We start from the raw sequence: 22,532 nt of genomic DNA on the forward strand, positions 1-22,532 counted from the left end.
AAGCTTCTTCAGGCCACCTTCTGCGCGCTCGCCACACCGGCGAGCTGCGCGGAAGTCTTGCCAAAGCGGCGCTCGCGCCGGTTGAACGCGGCAATCGCGGCATCGAGTTCGGCTTCGTCAAACTCGGGCCACAGGCTGTCACTGAAATAGAGTTCGGAGTACGCCGCCTGCCACAGCAGAAAGTTGCTGATGCGCTGTTCGCCGCCGGTGCGGATCAGCAAGTCGGGGTCCGGCACGTGCGCCAGCGCCATCGCGCGGTCAAGGCTGACCTCGGTCACGGGCTGCCCCTGCGCCGCGAGCCGGGCTGCGGCCTGGGCGATGTCCCAGCGGCCGCCATAGTTGAAACAGACGTTGAGCACCAGCCGCGTGTTGTGTGCCGTCACAGCCTCGGCCTGGGCCAGACCTGCGCTGACCTTGTCGGACAGGCCGGCACGCTCGCCCACGAAATGCAACTGCACCCCCTCGGCCTTGAGCTTGGGCACTTCCCGGCTCAGGGCCATGGCCAGCAACTCCATCAGGCCTGACACTTCCTCGACCGGACGATTCCAGTTCTCGGAAGAAAACGCAAAGACGGTGAGCACCGCCACGCCCCTGGCCGCACAGGCCCTGACGCAGCGATTCAACGCATCGACGCCCTGCTTGTGACCGGCCACGCGCGGCAGATACCGGCGCGTCGCCCAGCGGCCGTTCCCGTCCATCACGATGGCGATGTGGTGAGGTACCTGGCTCATGGTGTGGTGCGGGTTGGGCAGGAGCGCCGCCGGGCCGCCCCAAGGCGCGAGAGCCCCCAGCCCAAGCAACGCGCAGGGCACACCTGCGCTTGGGGGCAGCGCAGCACACGGAGTGGCAAGCGTGGGGGCACCGTTATACCGCCATGATGTCCTGTTCCTTGGCCGCCACCAGCTGGTCGATCTCGGCAATGTGCCGGTCGGTCACCTTCTGGATCTCGGCCTCGGCCCGCTTCTGGTCGTCCTCGGACGCCAGTTTGTCTTTCACCAGCTTCTTGACCGCTTCGTTGCCATCGCGGCGCAGGTTGCGCACCGCGATCTTGGCGCCTTCGCCCTCGCTCTTGACCACCTTGGTGAGCTCCTTGCGGCGCTCTTCGCTCATGGGCGGCATCGGCACGCGAATCAGGTCGCCCATGGACGAGGGGTTCAGGCCCAAGTCGCTCTCGCGAATCGCCTTTTCGATCTTGGCACCCATGCCCTTTTCCCAGGGCTGGATGCTGATGGTGCGCGAATCCAGCAGCGACACGTTGGCCACCTGGTTGATGGGCATCAGGGTGCCGTAGTAGTCGATCTGCAAGGTATCCAGCAGGGCGGGGTTGGCCCGTCCCGTGCGGATCTTGGTAAGGTTGCTTTTGAACGCGCTGATGGACTGATCCATCTTCGCCTCCGTCGTCTTCCTGATGTCGGCAATCGTCATGTTTCTCTCCTCAGACATACACCAGCGTTCCTTCATCTTCTCCCATCACCACCCGCTTGAGCGCACCGTGTTTGAAAATGGAGAACACCTTGATGGGCAGCTTCTGGTCGCGGCACAGCGCAAACGCCGTGGCGTCCAGGATGCCCAGATTTTTCGCGATCGCCTCGTCGAACGATATTTTGGTATAGCGGGTGGCGCCCGGATCCTTTTTCGGGTCCGCCGTGTACACCCCGTCCACCTTGGTGGCCTTGAGCACCAGTTCCGCGCCGATCTCCGCGCCGCGCAGCGCCGCCGCGGTATCGGTGGTGAAAAAGGGGTTGCCCGTGCCGGCAGCAAAAATCACCACCTTGCCCTCTTCCAGGTACTGCAGCGCCTTGGGCCGCACGTAGGGCTCCACCACCTGCTCGATGGCGATGGCGGACATCACGCGCGCCGTCAACCCGGCCTTGTTCATGGTGTCGGCCAGTGCCAGCGCATTCATCACGGTGGCCAGCATGCCCATGTAGTCGGCCGTGGCGCGATCCATGCCGACCGAACCCCCGGCGACCCCGCGAAAGATGTTTCCGCCGCCAATCACCACCGCCACCTCCACACCCAGACGGGTCACTTCGGCAATCTCTTCCACCATGCGAACGATGGTCGCGCGGTTGATGCCGAACGCGTCGTCCCCCATCAAGGCCTCGCCGGACAGCTTCAACAAGATGCGCTTGTGGGCTGGTTTGGCGTCGGGCATGTGGGGGCTCCTTGGGTTGGTGTGAGTTTAGCGGGGTAAAAGCGCAGGCCCGGGTCCGACGAGTATCAGGTCCGAAGCTTAAAGAACGCTTAAGCGCCCTGTTTGGCAGCGGCGACCTGGGCCGCGACCTCGGCGGCAAAGTCGTCCACCTTTTTCTCGATGCCTTCGCCGACCACGTACAGCGTGAACGATTTGACCGTGGTGCCGCGCTCTTTCAGCATCTGCTCGACCGTCTGCTTGTCATTCTTGACGAACGCCTGGTTGTACAGCGAGACCTCCTTGAGGAACTTCTGCACGCCGCCCTCGACCCGTTTGGCAACAATTTCGGCCGACTGCACGGGCTTGCCAGCGGCTTCTGCCGTCTTCTTGTCTTCTTCGGCCTTGGCGGCCGCTACCGAGCGCTCCCTGGCCACCAGCTCGGCGGGCACATCGGCGCTGGACAGGGCCACCGGCTTCATGGCCGCCACATGCATGGCAACGTCCTTGGCCGCGGCCTCATCGCCCTCGAACTCCACCACCACGCCGATGCGCGTGCCGTGCACGTAGGAGGCCAGCCTGGCGCCCGAAGCAAAGCGCTTGAAACGGCGAAAGCTCATGTTCTCGCCGATCTTGCCGATCAGCCCCTTGCGTACATCTTCCAGCGTCGGGCCAAAGCCGTCCTGGCTGTAGGCCAGCGCGCCCAGGGCCGTCACGTCAGCCGGATTGTTTTTGGCGATCAGTTCGACCGCGGCCCGGGTCAGCGCCAGAAAGCTGTCGTTCTTGGTCACGAAGTCGGTTTCGCAATTGACTTCGAGCAAGGCCCCCGTGGTGCCCTCGATAAAGCTGGCGACCACGCCTTCGGCCGTGATGCGGGCGGCGGCCTTGCCGGCCTTGTTGCCGAGCTTGACGCGCAGCAGCTCTTCGGCCTTTTCCATGTTGCCTTCGGCCTCCGTCAGCGCCTTCTTGCACTCCATCATCGGTGCGTCGGTCTTGCCGCGCAGTTCAGCCACCATGCTTGCGGTAATTGCAGCCATTTGTTTCTCCGTCACTTCAGTTCAATTCAATTAACAAGGGAGTTAAAAAAAAGGGGGCCATGAAGCCCCACTTTTTCCGCGTCGGTTCGCGTCAGGGGGCGCGCTTCAGGCCGCCGTTTCGTTCACTTCCACAAACTCGTCGCCGCTCTCGGCCGATACCGCCTTCACCATGTCGGTCATGACGTTGGCACGACCTTCCAGGATCGCGTCCGCGATGCCGCGGGCATACAACTGCACCGCCTTGGAGGAGTCGTCGTTACCGGGGATCACGTAGTCGATGCCCACCGGCGAGTGGTTGGAATCCACCACGCCAATCAGCGGGATGCCGAGCTTCTTGGCTTCGGCAATGGCAATCTTGTGATAGCCGACGTCGATCACGAAGATCGCGTCCGGCAGGGCCGTCATGTCCTGAATGCCGCCGATGTCTTTTTCGAGCTTTTCCATCTCGCGGGCAAACATGAGCTGCTCTTTCTTGCTCATGGCGTCCAGGCCACCTTCCTGCTGGGCCTTCATGTCCTTCAGGCGCTTGATGGAGGTCTTGACCGTCTTGAAGTTGGTCAGCATGCCGCCGAGCCAGCGCTGGTCGACATAGGGCACGCCGGCGCGCTTGGCTTCCGTCGCGACGATGTCGCGGGCCTGGCGCTTGGTGCCGACCATCAGGATCGTGCCGCGGTTGGCGGACAGCTGGCGCACAAACTTGGCCGCCTCCTCGAACATCGGCAGCGATTTTTCGAGGTTGATGATGTGGATCTTGTTGCGATGGCCGAAGATATACGGGGCCATCTTCGGGTTCCAGAAGCGCGTTTGGTGACCGAAATGGACACCGGCTTCCAGCATTTCACGCATGGTGACGGACATAATGAACTCCAAAGGTTGGGTCTAAAATCCAGTCCGCTATTGCAACTCCGGGATTGATCCCGAAGGCCGCAATACCTTTCGCAGCGAATCCGCTGCAAACACCTTATTCGAACTGGTTTGCGATTTGCCTCGCCAAGCAGCTATCAACCACTCAGCGAAACCCAAAGATTCTAGCATACGGACCCCTTGACGCCATGCTCGCCGACCTCCACACCACCCTGCAACACATCCGCTCCGGCCAGACCAGCGCGAGCGCGGAAATTGAAAAATCCATTGCCGCCGCCCGGTCCCCCGCCTGCGACCACGCGTTCCTCAAAACCATGTTCGACGAGGCCCGGGGCGTGGTCGCCGATGTCGATAGCCGGCACCAGCCGCTGGCCGGCCTCGCCGTCTCGGTCAAGGACCTCTTTGACATCGCAGGGCAGACCACGGCCGCCGGATCGGCCGTGCTGGCCGACGCGCCGGCCGCCGTTGCGGACTGCCCCGCCGTGGCGCGCCTGAAGGCGGCCGGCGCCGCCCTGATAGGCCGCACCAACATGGTGGAATTCGCGTTTTCGGGTATGGGGATCAACCCGCATTTCGGCACCCCGGCGGCATGGGACGGACGCTTCGACCAGCCTGCGGGCGGCGCGGCCTCGCCGGCCCGCATTCCCGGTGGCTCCTCCTCGGGCGCCGCCGTGTCGGTCGCGACCGGGGCTGCGTTTATCGGTCTGGGGTCCGACACCGGCGGCTCGATCCGCATCCCGGCCGCGCTGAACGGCATCGTGGGCTTCAAGAACACCGCGCGGCTGGTCCCCACGGACGGCGCCCTGCCCCTGTCCACTACGCTGGACACTGCCTGCGCCATGACGCGCTCGGTGCAGGGCGCCATGCTCGCGCACCAGATCCTGGCGGCGCGGCGCATCATCCGCAGCAACGCTCCGCTCTCGAGTTACCGCCTGGCAGTGGTCACAACGGGCATGCTGGATACGCTCGACGCCACCGTGGCGCGCGCGTTTGCACGCACGCTGCAGGTGCTGCGCGCGGCCGGCGCCCGCATCGAAGAGATTCCGCTGACCGCCATTCGCGATCTCGGCGCGCTCCAGTCCACGGGCGGTTTCTCCGCGGCGGAAAGCTACAGCTGGCACCGGCCCCTGCTGGAACGCCACGCGGCCGGTTACGACCCGCGCGTAGCGACCCGCATCCAGCGCGGCGCGGCCATGAAGGCGTACGAATACATCGACCTGATGCAGGCCAGGGGCCGCTGGATTGCCGGTGTGGAAGCCGCGCTGCAAGGCTTTGATGCCGTGCTGTCACCGACCGTGCCCATCGTGGCGCCCTTGATCGCCGACGTGGCCCCAGCCCTTGGGCTGGACGCGGCACAGGATGCGGCGCGCGACGCTGAGTTCTTCCGCGTCAACGCCCTGCTGCTGCGCAATACCAGCGTGGTCAACATGCTCGACGGCTGCGCCATTTCGATTCCATGCCACGCCGCCGACGAGTTGCCCGTGGGTCTGATGCTGTGGCACGGCGCGCTGCGCGACGACACGGTGCTGAATCTTGCCCTGCAGGCCGAGCAGGCGCTTCAATAAGCATAGCGCATTGCCAATGCCCTTCATGGGCTGGAGGCACTTTTCATGCTGAATCTTGCGGGCCGGCGAGCGGCCGGCTCAAGCCCGGTGCGGCGCACGGCCTGGCGCTGACCGCGGCCGCCTTGGTGCTGCTGCAGCGCCGGCTCCGGTAAAGCCCGCGCCTGGCCACTCGTATATCCTCGGCACCTGTCTGGCGGGCCGCAGCCCGCTTTTTTAACGACCCCCATCCATGAAAATCGCGATCATCGGCGCCGGCATCATCGGCGTCACCACGGCCTATGAGCTGGCCGCCGACGGCCATGAAGTGACCGTCTTCGAGCGACACGCCGCCGCCGCCGAGGAAGCCAGCTTTGCCACCGCCGGCATGGTCGCGCCCGGCTCCGTGACGCCGTGGGCCGCGCCGGGCATGCCGGCCAAGGTCTTGCGCTCGCTGCTGAGCCGCCACGCCGCGGTCCGAATCGGCCGGCCGCTCTCGGCCGGCGACCTGGCCTGGATATGGAAGTGGCGGCGTGCCTGCAAACTGGAGACCTATCTGGCGAATCGCGCGCGCCTGCAGCGGCTGGCTTTTTACAGCTCCGAGCGGCTGCGCCAGCTGAGCGCCGACCTGCCCCTGGAGTACGAACGCAGCGAGGGCTACCTGATGCTGCTGCGCTCCGGCAAAGACCTGCAGCTGGCGCAGCCCGCACTACAGGTGATCCGCGACGCGGGTGTGGCCTTCCGGGAAATCGACGCGGCAGAAGCACGCCGGATCGAGCCCGCGCTCAACGCCGACACCGCGCTGGCAGGCGCCATCCACCTGCCGCGTGACGAAGTGGGCAACTGCCGCCAGTTCGCGATGGGGCTCAAGATCGGGGCCCAGTTGCTGGGCGCCCGCTTTCTGTCCAACACCACGGTCACCCGCATCGGACGGTCCGTACCCGCGACGCTTTATGTCGCAGGCGAGGCCAGGCGCAGGCGCTTTGATGCGCTCGTGCTGTGCGCCGGCGTGGCCTCGGCGTCACTGCTCAAACCGCTGGGCCTGTCGGTCCCCATCGCGCCGGTGTATGGCTATTCGATCAGCGCGCACATCCGCGAGCCGCTCAATGCACCGCTCAGCGCCGTCATGGACGAGCGCTACCAGGTCGCCATCACGCGCCTGGGCCAGCGCGTGCGCGTGGCCGGCGGCGCCGAGATCGGCGGCGCGCCCGGCCACAAGCGCGCCGCCTCGCTGCAGACGCTGTACAAGGTGCTGCACGACTGGTTTCCCGGCGCCGCCCAGTTGTCCAATGGCGTGCAGGAATGGAAGGGCGCACGCCCCATGCTGCCCGACGGGCCGCCCGTGCTCGGCGCCAGCGGTGTGCCGGGCCTGTGGCTGAACATCGGCCACGGCGCCAGCGGCTGGGCGCTGAGCTGCGGCAGTGCACGTGTCGTGGCCGATCTGATCGCCGGCCGCGCGCCTGCCATCGATCTCGAAGGGCTGGGGGTCGAGCGCCTGTTGCGCTGACGCGCCGGCCGGTGCACGCACGGCCCGAACTTGCTTGGGGCGGCGCTTCGCGGCCTTGGGCACAATCGGCCCATGCTTCGCATCACCCCCGATCACCCGCACCCGCTGTTCGACATCGCCGCGACCCGTCGCCTTGAACAGGCGGCCACGGCGACGTTGCCGCCGCACACGCTGATGCAGCGCGCCGGACTCGCCACGGCCCGGCTGGCGCTGGCGCTGGCGCCGCATGCGCGCACCGTCTGGATCGCCTGCGGGCCGGGCAACAACGGCGGCGACGGGCTGGAGGCTGCCGCGCAGCTGCAACGCTGGGGCAAACAACCCGTGGTGACCTGGCTGGGCGATGAGGCCAGGGCCCCGGCAGACAGCCTGGCCGCGCTGGCGCGGGCGCGGCAGGCGGGCGTGGTGCTGGCCACCGCGCCGCCCACCGACCTCACGCGCCAGGACCTGTGCATCGATGCCTTGCTCGGCATCGGCAGCACCCGGGCGCCCGAGGGTCGCATGGCCGAGTGGATCGCCCGGTTCAGCCGCGGCGCCGCGCCCGTGCTGGCCGTCGATGTGCCGTCCGGGATGAATGCCGACACGGGCACGTTTGCTACAAACTCAATAGCAGAATCTTCACGTTCCATAAGGGATTCAGATGGTTTTAATGCTCAGCACACGCTGAGTCTGCTGTCATTGAAACCGGGCCTGTTCACCGCCCACGGGCGCGACGCCGCAGGCCAGGTCTGGTTTCACGACCTGGGCGTGGACAGCGCCGCACAGACCCCCGCCGCCGTGTTGCAGGGGCCGCCGCTGGACGGCCCGCGCGCGCACGCCACGCACAAGGGCAGCTACGGCGACGTTGCCGTCATCGGCGGCGCACCCGGCATGGCGGGCGCGGCGCTGCTGGCGGCCAGCGCCGCCTTGCACGGCGGTGCGGGCCGCGTCTTCGTGGCGCTGCTGGACCCGCAAGCCATGGCGGTCGATACGAGTCAGCCGGAACTCATGCTGCGCCGCGCCACGTCGCTCGACCTGGCCTCCATGACGGCGGTCTGCGGCTGTGGTGGCGGAGACGCGGTGCGCCACCTTCTTCCCAAGGTATTCTCGACCGCAGCCCATGCCGTGATTGATGCAGACGCTCTCAATTCAATAGCAACCGACACGCAGTTGCAAACGCTGTTGCGCGCGCGGACCGGGCGTGATGGCGGCGCCCGCGCGACGGTGCTGACGCCACACCCGCTGGAGGCCGCGCGGCTGCTGGGTGCCAGCGCGGCCCAGGTGCAAGCCGACCGCTTGGGCGCCGCGCGGCAACTGGTGGAACGCTTCGGCTGCGTGGTTGTGCTCAAGGGCTCGGGCACGGTGATCGCGGCGCCGGGACAGATTGCAGCGATCAACCCCACCGGCAACGCGCGGCTGGCCACCGCGGGCACCGGCGATGTGCTGGCCGGCATGATCGGCGCGCGGCTGGCGGCCGGCCGGCCGGCGTTCCAGGCCGCGTGTGAAGCCGTCTACCAGCACGGGCTGGCCGCCGACCGCTGGCCCGAGGACCGCGCCCTGACGGCCGGGGAACTCGCCGCGGCGGCCGGCCATTAGCTTGTCTGCCGCGCCCGGGGAACGGCGATCAGCCGCGCCCGGCAAACGGCATCTTGGTCGCCATGACGGTGTGGAACATCACGTTCGCGGTCAAAGGCAGACTGGCCATGTAGACCACGGACTGCCCCACGATGCCCACGTCCATCAGCGGCTCGACGGCGATCTCGCCATTGGCCTGCAGGATGCCGCTCGCCATGCGCTCGGCCATCTCGGTGGCGGCGTTGCCGATGTCGATCTGGCCCACTGCAATGTCGTACTTGCGCCCGTCCAGCGACGCGGTCTTGGTCAGGCCCGCCACGCCATGTTTGGTGGCCGTGTAGGCAATCGAATTCGGGCGCGGCGTGGTGGCCGAGATCGAACCGTTGTTGATGATGCGCCCGCCCCGGGGGATTTGCGCCTTCATGGTGCGAAAGGCCGCCTGGATGCACAGGAACATGCCTGTGAGGTTGATGTCCACCACGTTCTGCCACTGCGCCAGCGTCAGGTCTTCGAGTGGCACGGGTGGCGCGCTCACGCCGGCATTGTTGAACAGCACATCGACCCGGCCAAAGGCTTTCACGGTCGCATCAAACAGCGCCTGCACCGAGGCGGGGTTCGTCACGTCGGTGGAGACTGCGAGGGCCTGGCCGGGCGCGCCGGACTCGGCAATCACCTGCTCCAGCGGCGCCAAGCGGCGCCCCGCCAGCGTGACGCGGTAGCCGTCCCCCAGCAGCGCCAGTGCGGCGGCCTTGCCGATGCCGGTGCCCGCGCCGGTCACGATCGCGACTTTGTTGTGAGTGGTCATTTGCAACGTTCTCCTGCCTGTCGAGTGGGGTGATGTGGCGCCGGCCCGCTAGCGCCTGGGCTTGCGCCGATTGGCCTCGGCCTTCTTGGCCACGGGTTTGGGTATTTTGGGGGAGCGTTTGCCCGAAGGCGGGCCGGCGCGCTCCAGCGCCGCCACCTGGCTTGCGCCCTCGCGCGCCACGCCCTTGTCTTTCATGGCGCGCGGCAGCAGCTCTTCGTTTTCCTGCACCAGCCGGAAGTCGATCCGCCGGCCATCGAGGTCCACGCGGCTGACCTGCACCCGCACGCGTGTGCCGATGGCATAGCGGGTGCCGGTGCGCTCGCCGCGCAGTTCCTGCCGGGCCTCGTCGAAGCGGAAGTATTCGCCGCCGAGCTCGGTGATGTGCACCAGGCCTTCGACGTACATGGCATCCAGCGTGACGAAGATGCCAAAGTTCGTGGCCGCGGTGACCACGCCGCCGTACTCCTCGCCAAGGTGCTCGCGCATGTACTTGCACTTGAGCCAGGCCTCCACATCGCGGCTGGCCTCGTCGGCGCGCCGCTCGTTGGCGCTGCAGTGCAGGCCCGCCGCCTCCCAGGCCAGCATCTCGGGGCCGAGTTTTTGCGGTTTGTGATCGGGCTCGCCGGCCTGCTTCGGGATGCGCGAGGTTTGCCCTTTTTGCAGGCGCTTGGCCAGTTTGGCATGCGCCTCGCCCGGTGTCGGCAGCACGGGCAGCTGGTACTTGGTCTGCCCCAGAATCGCCTTGATGACCCGGTGCACCAGCAGATCGGGGTAGCGGCGGATCGGGCTGGTGAAGTGGGTGTAGGCGTCGTACGCCAGCCCAAAGTGGCCGCTGTTGACGGGCGTATAGATGGCCTGCTGCATGGAGCGCAGCAGCATCGAATGGATTTGCTGCGCGTCGGGGCGGTCCTTGGTGGCGCTGGCGATGGCCTGGAAATCGCCGGGCTTGGGGTTATCGCCGATGTTCATCCCGAGGCCGAGGGCCTTGAGGTAATTGCGCAGAATCTCCTGCTTTTCGGGCGTCGGACCTTCGTGCACCCGAAACAGGCCGGGGTGCTTGCTTTGCATGATGTAGTCGGCACTGCACACATTGGCCGCCAGCATGGCCTCTTCGATCAGGCGGTGCGCTTCGTTGCGGGTGCGCGGCACGATTTTTTCAATGCGGCCGTTGTCGTCGCAGATGATCTGCGTCTCGGTGGTCTCGAAGTCCACGGCACCGCGCACATTGCGCGCAGCCAGCAGGGCACGGTACACATCGTGCAGGTTCAGCAGGTCGGTCACGCGCTCCTTGCGGCGCAACGCCTCCGGTCCGCGCGTGTTGCCCAGGATGGCCGCCACCTCGGTGTAAGTGAAGCGCGCGTGGCTGAACATCACGGCCGGGTAGAACTGGTACGCATGCACGTCCCCCTTGGCCGTCACCAGCATGTCGCAGACCATGCACAGCCGCTCGACGTCGGGATTCAGCGAGCACAGCCCGTTGGACAGTTTCTCGGGCAGCATGGGAATCACGCGGCGCGGAAAGTACACGCTGGTGGCACGGTCATAGGCATCGATGTCGATGGCGCTGCCGGTCTGGACATAGTGGCTCACATCGGCGATCGCCACCAGCAGGCGCCAGCCCTTGCCACGGCCGACCCTGGCGGGTTCGCAGTACACGGCATCGTCGAAATCGCGCGCGTCCTCGCCGTCGATCGTCACCAGCGGCACGTCCGTCAAGTCAACCCGGTGCTGTTTGTCCTGGGGACGCACCTTGTCGGGCAACATGCGCGCCTGCGCGATGCAGGCTTCGGAAAACTCGTGCGGCACACTGTATTTGCGCACCGCAATTTCAATTTCCATGCCGGGATCATCGACCTCGCCCAGCACCTCGCGCACGCGCCCCACCGGCTGACCGAACAGGGCCGGCGGCTCGGTCAGTTCCACCACCACCACCTGGCCCGGCTTGGCGGTGCCGGTCGCTCCCTTGGGAATCAGCACATCCTGGCCGTAGCGCTTGTCTTCGGGCGCGACCAGCCAGACGCCGCTCTCTTGCAAAAGCCGGCCAATGATGGGCTGCTTGGGCCGCTCGACAATTTCAACCACGCGGCCTTCGGGCCGGCCCTTGCGGTCGCTGCGCACAATGCGCGCCTTGACGCGGTCCTTGTGCAGCACCGCGCGCATTTCGTTTGGGGGCAGGTAGATGTCGGCTTCACCGTCATCGCGGATCACAAACCCGTGGCCATCGCGATGCCCCTGGATGGTTCCTTCAACTTCGTCCAGCAGGCCGCTGGTTTGGCTCATATTTTTGATACAATCTCTCTCTTTCCTGAGATGCCCAGGTGGCGGAATTGGTAGACGCACTAGTTTCAGGTACTAGCGAGTAACTTCGTGGGGGTTCGAGTCCCTTCCTGGGCACCAATATAAATTAATTTTTATGCATGCAAGCCACTGAGTATTCAGTGGCTTTTTTGTTGTCTGGACGCGGCTCAAAAAGGCACGGCAACGAGGTCGTGCCCTTGTGTTCCAACAATCCGCGCTTTGGTGAATTCCCCGACCTTCAACGTCTTGCTGATCTTCTCGGGTGGCAGCAGCTTCACCGTGCCATCGATCTCGGGCGCGTCGGCGTAGGTTCGCCCGATACCGCCCTTTTTCCCCATGCCCGGCGCTGAATCGACCAGCACCTGCATCGTGGCGCCCACGCGCCTTTGCAGCTTGGCCGCCGACACGGCCTCGGCCACCGCCATGAAGCGCGCGCGCCGTTCCTCGCGCAGCGCCAAAGGCAGCATGCCGGGAATGTCGTTGGCCGCCGCGCCATCCACCGGGCTATAGGCAAAGCAGCCCGCGCGGTCAATCTGCGCCTCGCGCATGAAGTCCAGCAGGTGTGCAAACTCCTCCTCGGTCTCGCCCGGAAACCCCGCGATGAAGGTGCTGCGCACCACGATCTCGGGACACATCTCGCGCCAGCGCGCCAGCCGCTCCAGATTCTTTTCGCCGCTGGCCGGGCGCTTCATGCGCCTGAGCACATCGGGATGGCTGTGCTGGAACGGCACGTCCAGATAGGGCAACACGCTGCCGGTGGCCATCAGTGAGATCACCTCGTCCACGCTCGGGTACGGATACACATAGTGCAGCCGGACCCAGGCGCCGTAGGGCTCCGCAATCTCGCCCAGCGCCTGGACCAGCTCCAGCATGCGCGTCTTGACCGGCTTGCCATCCCAGAACCCGGTGCGGTATTTCACGTCGACACCATAGGCCGAGGTGTCCTGGCTGATCACCAGCAGTTCCTTCACGCCGCCCGCGAACAGCGCACGCGCCTCGCCCAACACATCCCCGATGGGGCGCGAGACCAGATCGCCACGCATCGACGGAATGATGCAAAACGTGCAGCGGTGGTTGCAGCCTTCGCTGATCTTCAGGTACGCGTAGTGCCGCGGCGTGAGCTTGATGCCTGCGATGCCGAACGAGTTGGGCACCAGGTCCAGAAAGGGATCATGCGGCTTGGGCAGGTTCAAGTGCACCGCATCCATCACTTCCTGTGTGGCGTGCGGACCCGTCACGGCCAGCACGCTGGGATGCATCTTTCGCACCAGGTTCACATCGCCCTCGCCCGCAGCGCCCGAGACCTTTTTGGCACCGAGGCAGCCCGTCACGATGACCCGGCCGTTCTCGGCCAGCGCCTCGCCGATGGTGTCCAGGCTTTCCTTGACGGCGTCGTCAATGAAGCCGCAGGTATTCACGATCACCAGATCGGCGCCTTCGAAGGTCTTGGAGGTCTGGTAGCCCTCGGCACTGAGCTGGGTGAGGATCAATTCGGAATCGGTCAGGGCCTTGGGACAGCCCAGGCTGACGAAACCCACCTTGGGGATGGCCGACGATTTGCGCACGGGAGATATAGCTTCACTCATCCTGCTATTGTCCCAGTTCTTGGACGGTCAAGCTCTTCGCCTGGCGCCCGGGTCAGCGTTTCAATCCGAAGGCTCCCAGCATCTGCTCCGTCTGTTTGCGCATTTGCTCCTGCATTTGCACAAACATGCTTTTGGACTGTTCGACGTAGCTGCCCATCATGCCCTGCATCATCGGCGACTGCATATTCATGAGTTGCGCCAGCATTTCAGGCGTCAAGCCCTTGGCCTGCTCGCTCATCTTGGTTTGCAGGTCCATGAAGGCCTGCACGTTTTTCTCAAGGTAGGTGCCCATGAAGCCCTGCATCGCGTTGCCGTAGAAACGGATGATGTTGGCCAGCACCGCTTCGGTGAACATGGGCGCGCCGCCGGCCTCCGCCTCCAGGATGATTTGCAGCAGGATGCTGCGCGTCAGATCCTCGTTGGTCTTGGCGTCGCGCACCACGAAGGGCTCGGAATCCATCACCAGGTGCCTGACTTCGGCCAATGTGATGTAGGTGGAGGTGTCGGTGTCGTAGAGCCGCCGGTTGGGGTATTTCTTGATGATGCGGGGTACCGGTGTGCCTTGTCTGGCACCACTGGGCTTCTTGTTTTGCACTGCGTGAATTCCTCCGTTTTGGCTCGCCGTGCAAGGTGTATTGCACCGCAACACATTTTAGGGAGCCGCTCCAGCCATAACCCCAAGGTTTACCCTGAGGATGGCTTGTGAAGCAGAGGAAAATTGGTAGGCGCGATTGGACTCGAACCAACGACCCCCACCATGTCAAGGTGGTGCTCTAACCAGCTGAGCTACGCGCCTAAGGGTGTTCGAGAGGGCTAATTGTAGCAGCAAGAATGGCTGTTTTCGGCGCAGGTGCCACAGCGCATCCGATTTTCAGCGCCGCCGGGCCGACCTGACACCCGCCACCTCGGCCACCACGCCCAGCACCTTGTTCAAGCGGCCCGAGTCGGATGTTTCCACCGTGAACGTCATCCAGGCCGTGCCCTTGACCGACTGCGTCTGCACGCCAATGACGTTCATTTTTTCCTTCGCAAAAACTTCCGAGATGTCACGCAGCAGACCTTGCCGGTCGGCCGCCTCGACGGCCACGTCCACGGGATAAACCGCCGCGTCGACCGACTTCGGCAAGCCCCACTCGACCTCGATGACGCGCTCCCCATTGCGTGCCGCCATCTCGCGGAAATTGCTGCAATCGGCGCGATGCACACTGACGCCCTTGCCGCGTGTCACAAAGCCGCGGATGTCGTCGGGCGGCGCCGGCTTGCAGCACCTGGCCAGCTGCGTCATGAGCGACTCAACGCCCACCACCAGCACGCCGCCCTTGGGGGTCTTCTCGGTGTTGCGCGCCTTTTTCAGCAGCAGAAAATCGTCCGGCTGCATGGGCGGCTCGGTCGGACGCAGCAGCGTTTCGATGTTGCGCAGCGAAAACTCGTCCTTGCCCACCACCTCGAACAGATCATCGGCACTCTTGAAGCCCAGCTGGGACGCCAGATCGTCCAGCTTGATGGCCGTCCTGCCTTCGCGCTGCAGCAGCTTTTCCACCGCCTCTCGGCCGCGTGCCACGGTCTCGTGTGTGGCCATGGCGTTGAACCAGGCACGCGCCTTGGCCCGGGCACGCGGGCTCACGAGGTAGCCCAGTTCGGCGTTGAGCCAGTCGCGCGAGGGCCCGCCCTCCTTGGCCACGGTGACCTCGACCGTCTGGCCGTTTTGCAGCGGCGTGTTCAGCGGCACCATCACGCCGTCGACCCGCGCGCCGCGGCAGCGGTGCCCCAGGCTGGTGTGCACGCTGTAGGCAAAGTCGACCGGCGTGGCACCCTGCGGCAGTTCCACCACCGCGGCCTCCGGTGTCAGCACGTAAATGCGGTCTTCGAACAGCCCCTGGTGCTGTGCGGTGCCCGAGAGTTCGCGCTCCCAGGCCAGCAACTGGCGCAGCACGGCGATCTTGGCGTCGTACTCGCCCGCGGCGGACACGCCGGCATAACCCTTGGCGCCCGCCTCCTTGTAGGCCCAGTGCGCGGCCACGCCGTGCTCGGCGTAGTTGTGCATGGCCTCGGTGCGAATCTGGATTTCGATCGGCAGGCCCGCGGCGTCGGTCACGACGGTGTGCAGCGACTGGTAGCCATTGGCCTTGGGTTTGGCGATGTAGTCGTCGAACTCGTCCGTCATGGGGGCGAACCGGGAATGCACCCAGCTCAGCGCCGCGTAGCAGTCGCGCACCTGCGGCACCACGACGCGCAGCGCGCGAATGTCAAACACCTGGTCGAAATCCAGCGACTTGCCACGCATCTTCTTGACGATGCTGTAGATGTGCTTGGGCCGCCCCTGCACCGTGGCACGGATGCCCTGCGACTTGAGCTCGGCTTCGAGTTGCGTGCGCAGCTGGCGCACATAGTTTTCGCGCTCGGCGCGCTTTTGATCCAGCAGCAGCGCCACCTCCCGGTAGGTCTCGGGCTCCAGAAAACGGAACGACAGGTCTTCCATTTCCCACTTGATTTGCCAGATGCCCAGGCGATTGGCCAAGGGCGCAAACACCTGGAGCGACTCGCGCGCCAGGCTGGGCGACACCGGCCTTTTGCTGGCCGCGTAGTAGCGCAGCGTTTGCAGGCGCGACGCCAGCCGCAGCATCACCACGCGCAGGTCGCGCGAGAAAGCCAGCAGCATCTTGCGCACGTTCTCGGTCTGCACCGCCGGGTCGACCACCAACTGCGCCGACGCATCCGCCCCGCGCGAACGCTTTTGCACGTGCATCAGTTTCGTGGTCTCGACCGCCAGCGTGGCGAAGCTGTCGCCAAAGGCCTTGGCAATGACCTCCTGCGGCCTGTTCAGGTGGTCGCAGGCATGCACCAGGTAACAGGCGGCCTGCATGGCTTGCGAGCCACCGATGGCACCCAGGATCGCCGCCACCGCGTCGGCATGTGCCAGGGTGTTCTCGCCCGTATCCAGCGTTTCACCGGCAATCAAAGGCTCCGCAAAAGCCCGGGCGCGCGCCAGCGCATCAGTCTGGCCGGGCAGGCTCTTGCCGGTGACCGCAATCAGTTCGGGAATCGGCTCGGCGCTTTTGGACGCGCCGGAGGGCGCAGCCTTGACACTTTTCATGGCGTGCCTTGCAAGTTTTCTCTCACCCTAAAAGGAAAGAAGCCACCGCCTCGACCTGATCCGCCGCGACCAGGGTCGGCGCATGCCCCACCCCTGCGAACTCCACCAGCCGCGCCTTCGGACCACGCCGCGTCATCGCCAGCGCCGTCTCGCGAGTCAGCAGGTCCGACTGCGCGCCGCGCAGCAGCAGCGTATCGGCCTTGATGCCGTCATACAGCTGCCACATCGCGGCCTCGCCCTGCGCGGCGGCCTCTTGCGTCAAACCGCGAAACGGCACCGCGATGGCCGGGTCGTAATGCAGGGTCAGGGCGCCCCGCACGTCATCGCCGACGGGCTTGACCATGTGCGTCGACAGCGCCAGCCACTGGGCGGGTGTATGCGGCCCAAAACTTTGGGAGACGGCCCACATGGCGTCCGCCGCCTGCTGCAGCGACTCGAATTGCCCGGTGTTGCCCAGATACTGGCCAATGCGCTCTAGCGCCGGCCACTGGATGGCGGGGCCGACATCGTTGAGCACCAGCCGGCGCACCGGTGCGGGCAACGGCAGATTGGGCTGCCCGGCCAGCACTATGCCGATCAGCCCGCCCATGCTGGTGCCGACCCAGTCGAGCGTGGCGGGCCCCAGCTGCGCCAGCAGGGCCAGCATGTCGGTGGCGTAGGCCGGTATCTGGTAGCCCGTCGGGTCCTTCAGCCAGTCGCTCTGGCCGCGGCCGACCACATCGGGGCATACCACACGCACCGCGCCGCACAGGGCGCCGGCCAGCACGTCGAAATCCCGACCCTGGCGCGACAGGCCATGGCCGCACACCACCACATGCGGGTTGGCGGGGTCGCCCCACTCCCAGTAGGCCATGCGGTGGCCGCCGTTGGCATCCGGGCAGGCGACGTAGTTCAGCGTGGGTTCACTCATGGCATCGATGGTCGCGGTTCAGGGTTGGATAATGGGGGCCAGTGCATCGTAATTCATCCGGAGAAACAACATGCCGCCCGAAGGCAAAACGGCCGCCCCCGGCTCCCGCAACAACATCCGCAGTGCAGCCCCGCGGCTATCCGGATGTCTCGCCGCATGAATGCGATTGAAGCGCCCATGCCGGCGCATTCCCTGTCCCTGCCGGCGTCCAGGGCGGGGCGGCAGCTCTTTCTGTTCGGGCTGGCCTATCTTGTCTTGTGGACCGTCTGCGCGGCGCTGATCCCGCGCGCCATGCACATCGACAGCATCGAGCAGGTAGTGTGGTCGCAGAGCCTGCAGTGGGGCTACTACAAGCATCCGCCCTTGCCAAGCGCCCTGATGCACGTCCTGAATGCGGCGTTCGGCGGGCCGTCGCAGGCGCTGACGGCTTTTGCCGCGCAAGGCTGCAGCGTGGCGGCCATGGTCTACGTGTGGCTGCTGGCGCGCCGGATGGTGCAGCCCCGGGTCGCCATCGTGGCGGTCGTGCTGACCTCGCTGCTCTCGTACCACACCATCAACGCGTTGACACTGAATCACAACACGGTCTCGCTGCCGTTCACGGCGGCGGCGCTCTACCACTTTTACCGCGGCGTGGTCAGTGGCAAACGCACGCACTGGCTGGCGCTCGGCGTGGCCGCCGGCCTGGCCATGCTGACCAAGTACAGTGCCGCGCTGGCGCTGTCCGCCCTTTTCGTCTTTGTCATCACACAGCGCCTGTGGGCCGACGCGCGCGTGCTGCGCGGCATCGCGCTCAGCCTGGTGGTCTTCGCGGTCGTCCTGTCGCCGCATGTGCACTGGCTGGTGGTCAACAATTTCCCGCCGATTCATTACGCCGAGCACCAACTGGAGTCGTCGACGAACCGCTTTGTGGTGCTGATGGGCTTCCTGATCAACCAGGCCAGCCGTGTCAGCGTGATGGCGCTGGTGGCCTGGCTGCTGTTGCGCCGGGACCCGGCACGCGGCGCCAGCGGCGGCTCGAAGGGGCTGGCCACGGAGCGGGAGCGCTTCGACCGGCACTACCTGCTGGTCACCCTGTGCACACCCCTGGCTCTGGCGATCGCGCCGGCATTGCTAAGGGGCGATGCGCTCGACAGCAACTGGGTCAGTGCGTATTTCCTGCCGGCAGGCATTTTGCTGGTGCACTGTTTTTTTCGTGGCAATCGGGACCCCCTGCTGCTGAACCGGACCTGGAAGCTGGCCGCGCTCGCGCATATCGGGATTCTGGTGGTGTTTTTCGCGGGGGCCGCCGTCGTTCCGGAAATCGTGGGGCGCAATGCACGCTTCAACTTTCCCAGCCAGCAACTGGCGGACCAGGCGGCGGCCGTCTGGCGCGCGCACGAAAGTGGCCCCATGCGTCTGGTCGTCTCCGACACCTGGACCGGTGGCAACCTGGCGCTGCACCTGCGCCCCGAACCCCTGGTGTTCATGGACCATGACACGGGCAAGTCACGCTGGCTCGAGGAGAGCGACCTGAGCCAGTGCGGCGCCCTGGTCCTCACGGCCGTGGCGAACCGTGCGGCACCCGCGTATGCGCCCCTGTTCAGCCAGGCCAGCGCCAGTGGAGAATTTTCGCTGGACTGGGGTTTTGGGGCGCGCGGCCAGGTGATGCACTACGCATGGGCCACCTTGAGCCCGGTCCAGGACGGCCAGCTGTGCCGCTTCAAGCCGGGATAACGCGTCATTTCAACTGCACGGTCCCCGACACCGTCACCAGCACCGTGCTCTGGCCCGCCTCCACGGGCACCGGGGCCTCCGCCATCGAGGCTTTGGCTTCCATGGCCATCATGCGCGGGCGCGGCGCCACGCCCTGATCGTTGGCGTTGACCGACACTTCGCGCAGCGAGTAGCCGGCAAAGCCGAAGCCTTTGGCAATGTCCGACGCGCGCGCCTTGAAGCGGTCGATCGCCATCGTCTGGGCTTCGCCCTCCACCTGGGCGCGCTGCCCGCGGCTCAGCCCGAACGTCACGTTGCCCATGGTCAGGGTCTGGATTTTTCCGGCGGTAGCGCTGATCCGGGCAAAGTCCCGGCCCTCCAGCACCAATTCGACAGAGCCTTGCCAGCCGCTGATCTTGCCGTCGCGGCCGTAGCGCGGAGACAGGCTGAAGTTGCCGGTGCGCACCTCCATCTGGCCCGGCTGGGCGGCCCGTTTGGCCTCGGCCAGTGCCACATCCAGCGCCGCCTTGAGCTGGTTCTGCACCGTGCCTGCGTCCGGCCCCTCCCGGGTCGTGTTCATCGTCATCGAGAGTAAATCCTGCTGGACTTCAGCCGACCCCTGGGCCGCCAGGTGCACCACGTTTTGCGGCGGCGCATACGGCATATTTTGGGAAAAACTGCTGCCAGCCCACACCGCCATTACACAAGTTACTATTATTTTTGTAGCTGTCTTCAATTTTGACTTTCGGCTTTTCAAAAAATTACACACTCGGGCCGGCCGGCGCATGCGCCTCAAGGCCTGCCGGTATTGTGCGGCCGTCCCTGGTACTGCTGGCGCACCTGCTCACGCAGCTCGGCGCGCTCTTCGGGCGACAACCGACGCTCGGTGGCGGGTTGCTCCAGCGCATTCTGCTGGGACTGCAGGATGGCACGCAATTCGATGCGCCGCTGCGCCGGCGAATCCTGTATCGGCAGCACGCCTGCCTGCTGCGCCGCGGCTCCCGCGGGGCCGCTCTCCACTGGGGGATGGGCAGCGCCCGCAGGAACACGCGGCGGTTGTGCAAAGGCGCCCGCCAGACAGAGGATTTGTGCCCACAGGAAAACAATTTTCTTCATGATCGATCCGTAACGCGAGTGTGTGCGCGCATGTTCACATCAGTTGCGCGAAGGTCATGCAGAGGCGGGCAACAAATGTAACCGTGTGTCAAACTGTGGCAAAAACCCCGGTTTCGGCGTGCCATGTGGCTCAGAATTGGTTCTGTTACAAATTCAACCGCAATCAACCATGACCTCAACGACAACAAGCCGAGTCGATAAAATCGTGGTCGTCGATGACGACGCCCGCATCCGCGACCTGCTGCGCCGCTACCTCACGCAGGAAGGGTTCGAAGTCATCGTTGCCGAGGACGGCAAGGCGCTGAACCGCATTCTGCTGCGCGACACCGTCGACCTGATCGTGCTCGACCTGATGATGCCCGGCGAGGACGGCCTGTCAATCTGCCGGCGGCTGCGCGCGGCGAACGACCGCACGCCCATCATCATGCTCACCGCCAAGGGCGAGGACGTGGACCGCATCGTCGGCCTGGAGGTCGGTGCCGACGACTACCTGGGCAAGCCCTTCAACCCACGCGAACTGCTGGCACGCATCTCGGCGGTGTTGCGCCGTCGGCCACCCATCGAGGCGCCCGGTGCGCCGTCGACCGAGAACGAGACGGTGGTGTTCGGCCCGTTCACGTTCGACCTGGGCGCGCGCACGCTGCGCCGCAACGATGAGGACCTGCCGCTGACCACCGGCGAGTTCGCCATGCTCAAGGCGCTGGTGCGGCATCCGCGCCAGCCGCTGTCGCGCGAGAAGCTGGCGCAGCTGGCGCGTGGGCGCGAGTTCGAACCGTTCGACCGCAGCCTGGACGTGCAGGTGTCGCGCCTGCGCAAGCTGGTCGAGCTCGACGCCTCCGCACCGCGCTACATCCAGACGGTGTGGGGGGTGGGCTACGTGTTCGTTCCGGACGGCGCGGGCTAAGCACCAGCCGAGCACCAGCCCCCGACCCGGCCGCCTCGCATGTCCGACGTCCTGAGCGACTTCAGCCGCCCCACGCAGCTGGACACGCTGCCCGCGCCGCTGAGCGCGGCGCAACGCAAGCATGGCCTGAGCCTGTTCTGGCGCACCTTCTTCCTGCTGGCGCTGCTGCTGATCGGCAGTACCGTGGCCTGGTTTCAGACCTTCCGCTCGCTCGAATACGAGCCGCGCGCGGTCCAGACGGCACAGCAGATTGCCTCGCTGGTCAACCTGAGCCGGGCCGCGCTGGTGTATTCGGACTCGATCACCCGCGTGTCCCTGATCAAGACGATGGCCGAGCAGGAAGGCGTGCGCATCCTGCCGCGCGAGCCCAAAGACCGGTTCGAGCTGTTCGCCAAAAGCGCACTGGATGAGCGCATCACCGAGGAGCTGGCCCAGCGCCTGGGGCCGACCACCATGGTGGCGAGCAGCGTGAACGGCCAAAAGGGCCTGTGGGTGGGTTTTTCGATCGATGGCGACGCCTACTGGCTGCTGATGGACCGCTCGCGCGTGACCCCGGTGGACAGCAAGACCTGGCTGATCTGGCTGTTTACCGCGGGCGTGCTGTCGCTGGCCGGGGCCGCGGTGATTGCCCGCCTCATCAACCACCCGCTCAAACAGTTGTCGTTTGCGGCGGGGCGCGTTCGCGATGGCGACTTCGATGCCGGCAAGCTCGACGAGCGGGTCGCGACCAGCGAAATCCGCGAGGTCAACATCGGCTTTAACCGGATGGCCGAGCAGTTGGCCAAGATCGAGCAGGACCGCGCCGTCATGCTGGCCGGTATTTCACACGATTTGCGCACTCCGCTGGCGCGGCTGCGGCTGGAGACCGAACTCAGCGTGGCCGACGCGGATGCGCGCGACCACATGGCGGCGGACATCAGCCAGCTGGACGCCATCATCGACAAGTTTCTGGATTACGCGCGCCCCGATCACGTCGATCTCAAACCGGTGCGCCTGATCGACGTGGTGCAAGCCTGCACCTATCCCGTGAAGGACCAGGACGACATGCGCATCAAGGTGGACGTGGCGCCCGATCTGCACGTGATGGCCGACGAGGTGGAACTCACGCGGGTGATTTCCAACCTGCTGGAGAATGCGCGCCGCTACGGCAAATCACCGCAGACGGGCATTGCCTCGATCGATATCGTCGCCAAGGTGCGCGACCCGTGGTTGATGATCAAGGTACGCGACCACGGCCCGGGCGTTCCACCCGACGTGCTGCCCAGTCTTGTCAAGCCCTTTTTCCGCGGGGACGCTGCGCGCACGGCCGCCACTGGCGCCGGACTGGGCTTGTCCATTGTTGACAAAACCATTCAGCGCATGGGAGGCGTGTTCACACTTGCCAACACCAGCAGCGGCGGCCTGGCGGCGCACATCAGGCTGCACAACGCTCCCGCTGACCAGTTGTCAAGTACAAGGCAGGCTGAGCCCAGGGTAGATATACGCCTTTAGCT

At 65.6% G+C, this 22,532-nt stretch carries 19 protein-coding genes and 2 tRNA genes; 7 read left to right on the top strand and 14 right to left on the bottom strand.

The window, feature by feature from the left end:
- Nucleotides 1-8 precede the first annotated feature (8 nt).
- The 5 genes from uppS to rpsB form a co-directional block, all read right to left on the bottom strand.
- Nucleotides 9-731, bottom strand: coding sequence for a polyprenyl diphosphate synthase (uppS, locus tag B0E49_RS14315; RefSeq protein WP_077562879.1), 723 nt, complete (start codon nt 729-731; stop codon nt 9-11).
- Between the two features lie 133 nt (nt 732-864).
- On the bottom strand, nt 865-1,425 hold the full coding sequence (frr, locus tag B0E49_RS14320) for a ribosome recycling factor (protein WP_077562880.1): 561 nt from the start codon (nt 1,423-1,425) through the stop codon (nt 865-867).
- Between the two features lie 10 nt (nt 1,426-1,435).
- The gene (gene pyrH, locus B0E49_RS14325; RefSeq protein WP_077562881.1) at nt 1,436-2,158 is read right to left on the bottom strand and encodes a UMP kinase; all 723 of its coding nucleotides are present in this window, start codon (nt 2,156-2,158) and stop codon (nt 1,436-1,438) included.
- Nucleotides 2,159-2,247: 89 nt separating this feature from the next.
- Nucleotides 2,248-3,171: a translation elongation factor Ts gene (tsf, locus tag B0E49_RS14330; protein WP_077562882.1), complete on the bottom strand. Its 924-nt coding sequence runs from the start codon at nt 3,169-3,171 to the stop codon at nt 2,248-2,250.
- A 105-nt stretch (nt 3,172-3,276) separates the two neighbouring features.
- Nucleotides 3,277-4,029: a 30S ribosomal protein S2 gene (gene rpsB, locus B0E49_RS14335; RefSeq protein WP_077562883.1), complete on the bottom strand. Its 753-nt coding sequence runs from the start codon at nt 4,027-4,029 to the stop codon at nt 3,277-3,279.
- A gap of 194 nt (nt 4,030-4,223) precedes the next feature.
- Between rpsB and B0E49_RS14340 the strand changes: the two genes are divergently transcribed.
- The 3 genes from B0E49_RS14340 to B0E49_RS14350 all read left to right on the top strand — a co-directional run bounded on the left by B0E49_RS14340 (nt 4,224) and on the right by B0E49_RS14350 (nt 8,655).
- Nucleotides 4,224-5,600 carry an amidase gene (locus B0E49_RS14340; RefSeq protein ID WP_077562884.1) on the top strand — a complete coding sequence of 459 codons (1,377 nt, stop codon included), beginning with the start codon at nt 4,224-4,226 and terminating at the stop codon, nt 5,598-5,600.
- A gap of 229 nt (nt 5,601-5,829) precedes the next feature.
- The gene (locus B0E49_RS14345) at nt 5,830-7,083 is read left to right on the top strand and encodes a D-amino acid dehydrogenase (RefSeq protein ID WP_077562885.1); all 1,254 of its coding nucleotides are present in this window, start codon (nt 5,830-5,832) and stop codon (nt 7,081-7,083) included.
- 72 nt (nt 7,084-7,155) lie between these two features.
- Nucleotides 7,156-8,655: an NAD(P)H-hydrate dehydratase gene (locus tag B0E49_RS14350; RefSeq protein ID WP_077562886.1), complete on the top strand. Its 1,500-nt coding sequence runs from the start codon at nt 7,156-7,158 to the stop codon at nt 8,653-8,655.
- A 28-nt stretch (nt 8,656-8,683) separates the two neighbouring features.
- On the opposite strand, the gene B0E49_RS14355 is transcribed toward B0E49_RS14350, so the two are convergent.
- Together B0E49_RS14355 and rnr are read right to left on the bottom strand one after the other, a co-directional pair.
- Nucleotides 8,684-9,439, bottom strand: a complete 756-nt coding sequence (locus tag B0E49_RS14355) for an SDR family oxidoreductase (RefSeq protein WP_077562887.1) — start codon at nt 9,437-9,439, stop codon at nt 8,684-8,686.
- A 48-nt stretch (nt 9,440-9,487) separates the two neighbouring features.
- Entirely contained in the window at nt 9,488-11,719 is a 2,232-nt protein-coding gene (gene rnr, locus B0E49_RS14360; protein ID WP_077562888.1) for a ribonuclease R, read from the bottom strand.
- Between the two features lie 32 nt (nt 11,720-11,751).
- On the opposite strand from rnr, the gene B0E49_RS14365 reads away from it, so the two are divergent.
- Nucleotides 11,752-11,836 (top strand) — tRNA-Leu (locus B0E49_RS14365).
- A gap of 68 nt (nt 11,837-11,904) precedes the next feature.
- Here the strand turns inward: B0E49_RS14365 and rimO are convergent.
- The 5 genes from rimO to B0E49_RS14390 form a co-directional block, all read right to left on the bottom strand.
- On the bottom strand, nt 11,905-13,323 hold the full coding sequence (gene rimO, locus B0E49_RS14370; RefSeq protein ID WP_077562889.1) for a 30S ribosomal protein S12 methylthiotransferase RimO: 1,419 nt from the start codon (nt 13,321-13,323) through the stop codon (nt 11,905-11,907).
- A gap of 52 nt (nt 13,324-13,375) precedes the next feature.
- Nucleotides 13,376-13,918: a polyhydroxyalkanoate synthesis repressor PhaR gene (gene phaR / locus B0E49_RS14375; protein WP_077562890.1), complete on the bottom strand. Its 543-nt coding sequence runs from the start codon at nt 13,916-13,918 to the stop codon at nt 13,376-13,378.
- A gap of 124 nt (nt 13,919-14,042) precedes the next feature.
- Nucleotides 14,043-14,119 (bottom strand) — tRNA-Val (locus tag B0E49_RS14380).
- Nucleotides 14,120-14,194: 75 nt separating this feature from the next.
- A complete protein-coding gene (locus tag B0E49_RS14385; protein WP_077562891.1) occupies nt 14,195-16,417 on the bottom strand; it encodes a RelA/SpoT family protein in 2,223 nt (740 codons plus the stop codon).
- 22 nt (nt 16,418-16,439) lie between these two features.
- The gene (locus B0E49_RS14390; protein ID WP_077562943.1) at nt 16,440-17,327 is read right to left on the bottom strand and encodes an alpha/beta fold hydrolase; all 888 of its coding nucleotides are present in this window, start codon (nt 17,325-17,327) and stop codon (nt 16,440-16,442) included.
- Nucleotides 17,328-17,483: 156 nt separating this feature from the next.
- On the opposite strand from B0E49_RS14390, the gene B0E49_RS14395 reads away from it, so the two are divergent.
- Nucleotides 17,484-19,040: a glycosyltransferase family 39 protein gene (locus B0E49_RS14395; protein ID WP_168175060.1), complete on the top strand. Its 1,557-nt coding sequence runs from the start codon at nt 17,484-17,486 to the stop codon at nt 19,038-19,040.
- A 4-nt stretch (nt 19,041-19,044) separates the two neighbouring features.
- Here B0E49_RS14395 and B0E49_RS14400 read toward each other — a convergent pair whose 3' ends face one another.
- A complete protein-coding gene (locus B0E49_RS14400) occupies nt 19,045-19,719 on the bottom strand; it encodes an SIMPL domain-containing protein (RefSeq protein WP_286138021.1) in 675 nt (224 codons plus the stop codon).
- 92 nt (nt 19,720-19,811) lie between these two features.
- Nucleotides 19,812-20,135 (bottom strand): hypothetical protein, encoded by a 324-nt coding sequence (locus B0E49_RS14405; protein ID WP_077562893.1) that lies wholly within the window; start codon nt 20,133-20,135, stop codon nt 19,812-19,814.
- A 169-nt stretch (nt 20,136-20,304) separates the two neighbouring features.
- Here B0E49_RS14405 and ompR point away from each other — a divergent pair, with 169 nt between their 5' ends.
- Together ompR and B0E49_RS14415 are read left to right on the top strand one after the other, a co-directional pair.
- Nucleotides 20,305-21,039 (top strand): osmolarity response regulator transcription factor OmpR, encoded by a 735-nt coding sequence (gene ompR / locus B0E49_RS14410; RefSeq protein WP_077562894.1) that lies wholly within the window; start codon nt 20,305-20,307, stop codon nt 21,037-21,039.
- 39 nt (nt 21,040-21,078) lie between these two features.
- Nucleotides 21,079-22,530 (top strand): ATP-binding protein, encoded by a 1,452-nt coding sequence (locus tag B0E49_RS14415; protein WP_077562895.1) that lies wholly within the window; start codon nt 21,079-21,081, stop codon nt 22,528-22,530.
- Nucleotides 22,531-22,532: the final 2 nt, after the last annotated feature.

The organism is Polaromonas sp. C04, from assembly GCF_002002705.1.
GTDB lineage: Bacteria > Pseudomonadota > Gammaproteobacteria > Burkholderiales > Burkholderiaceae_C > Rhodoferax_A.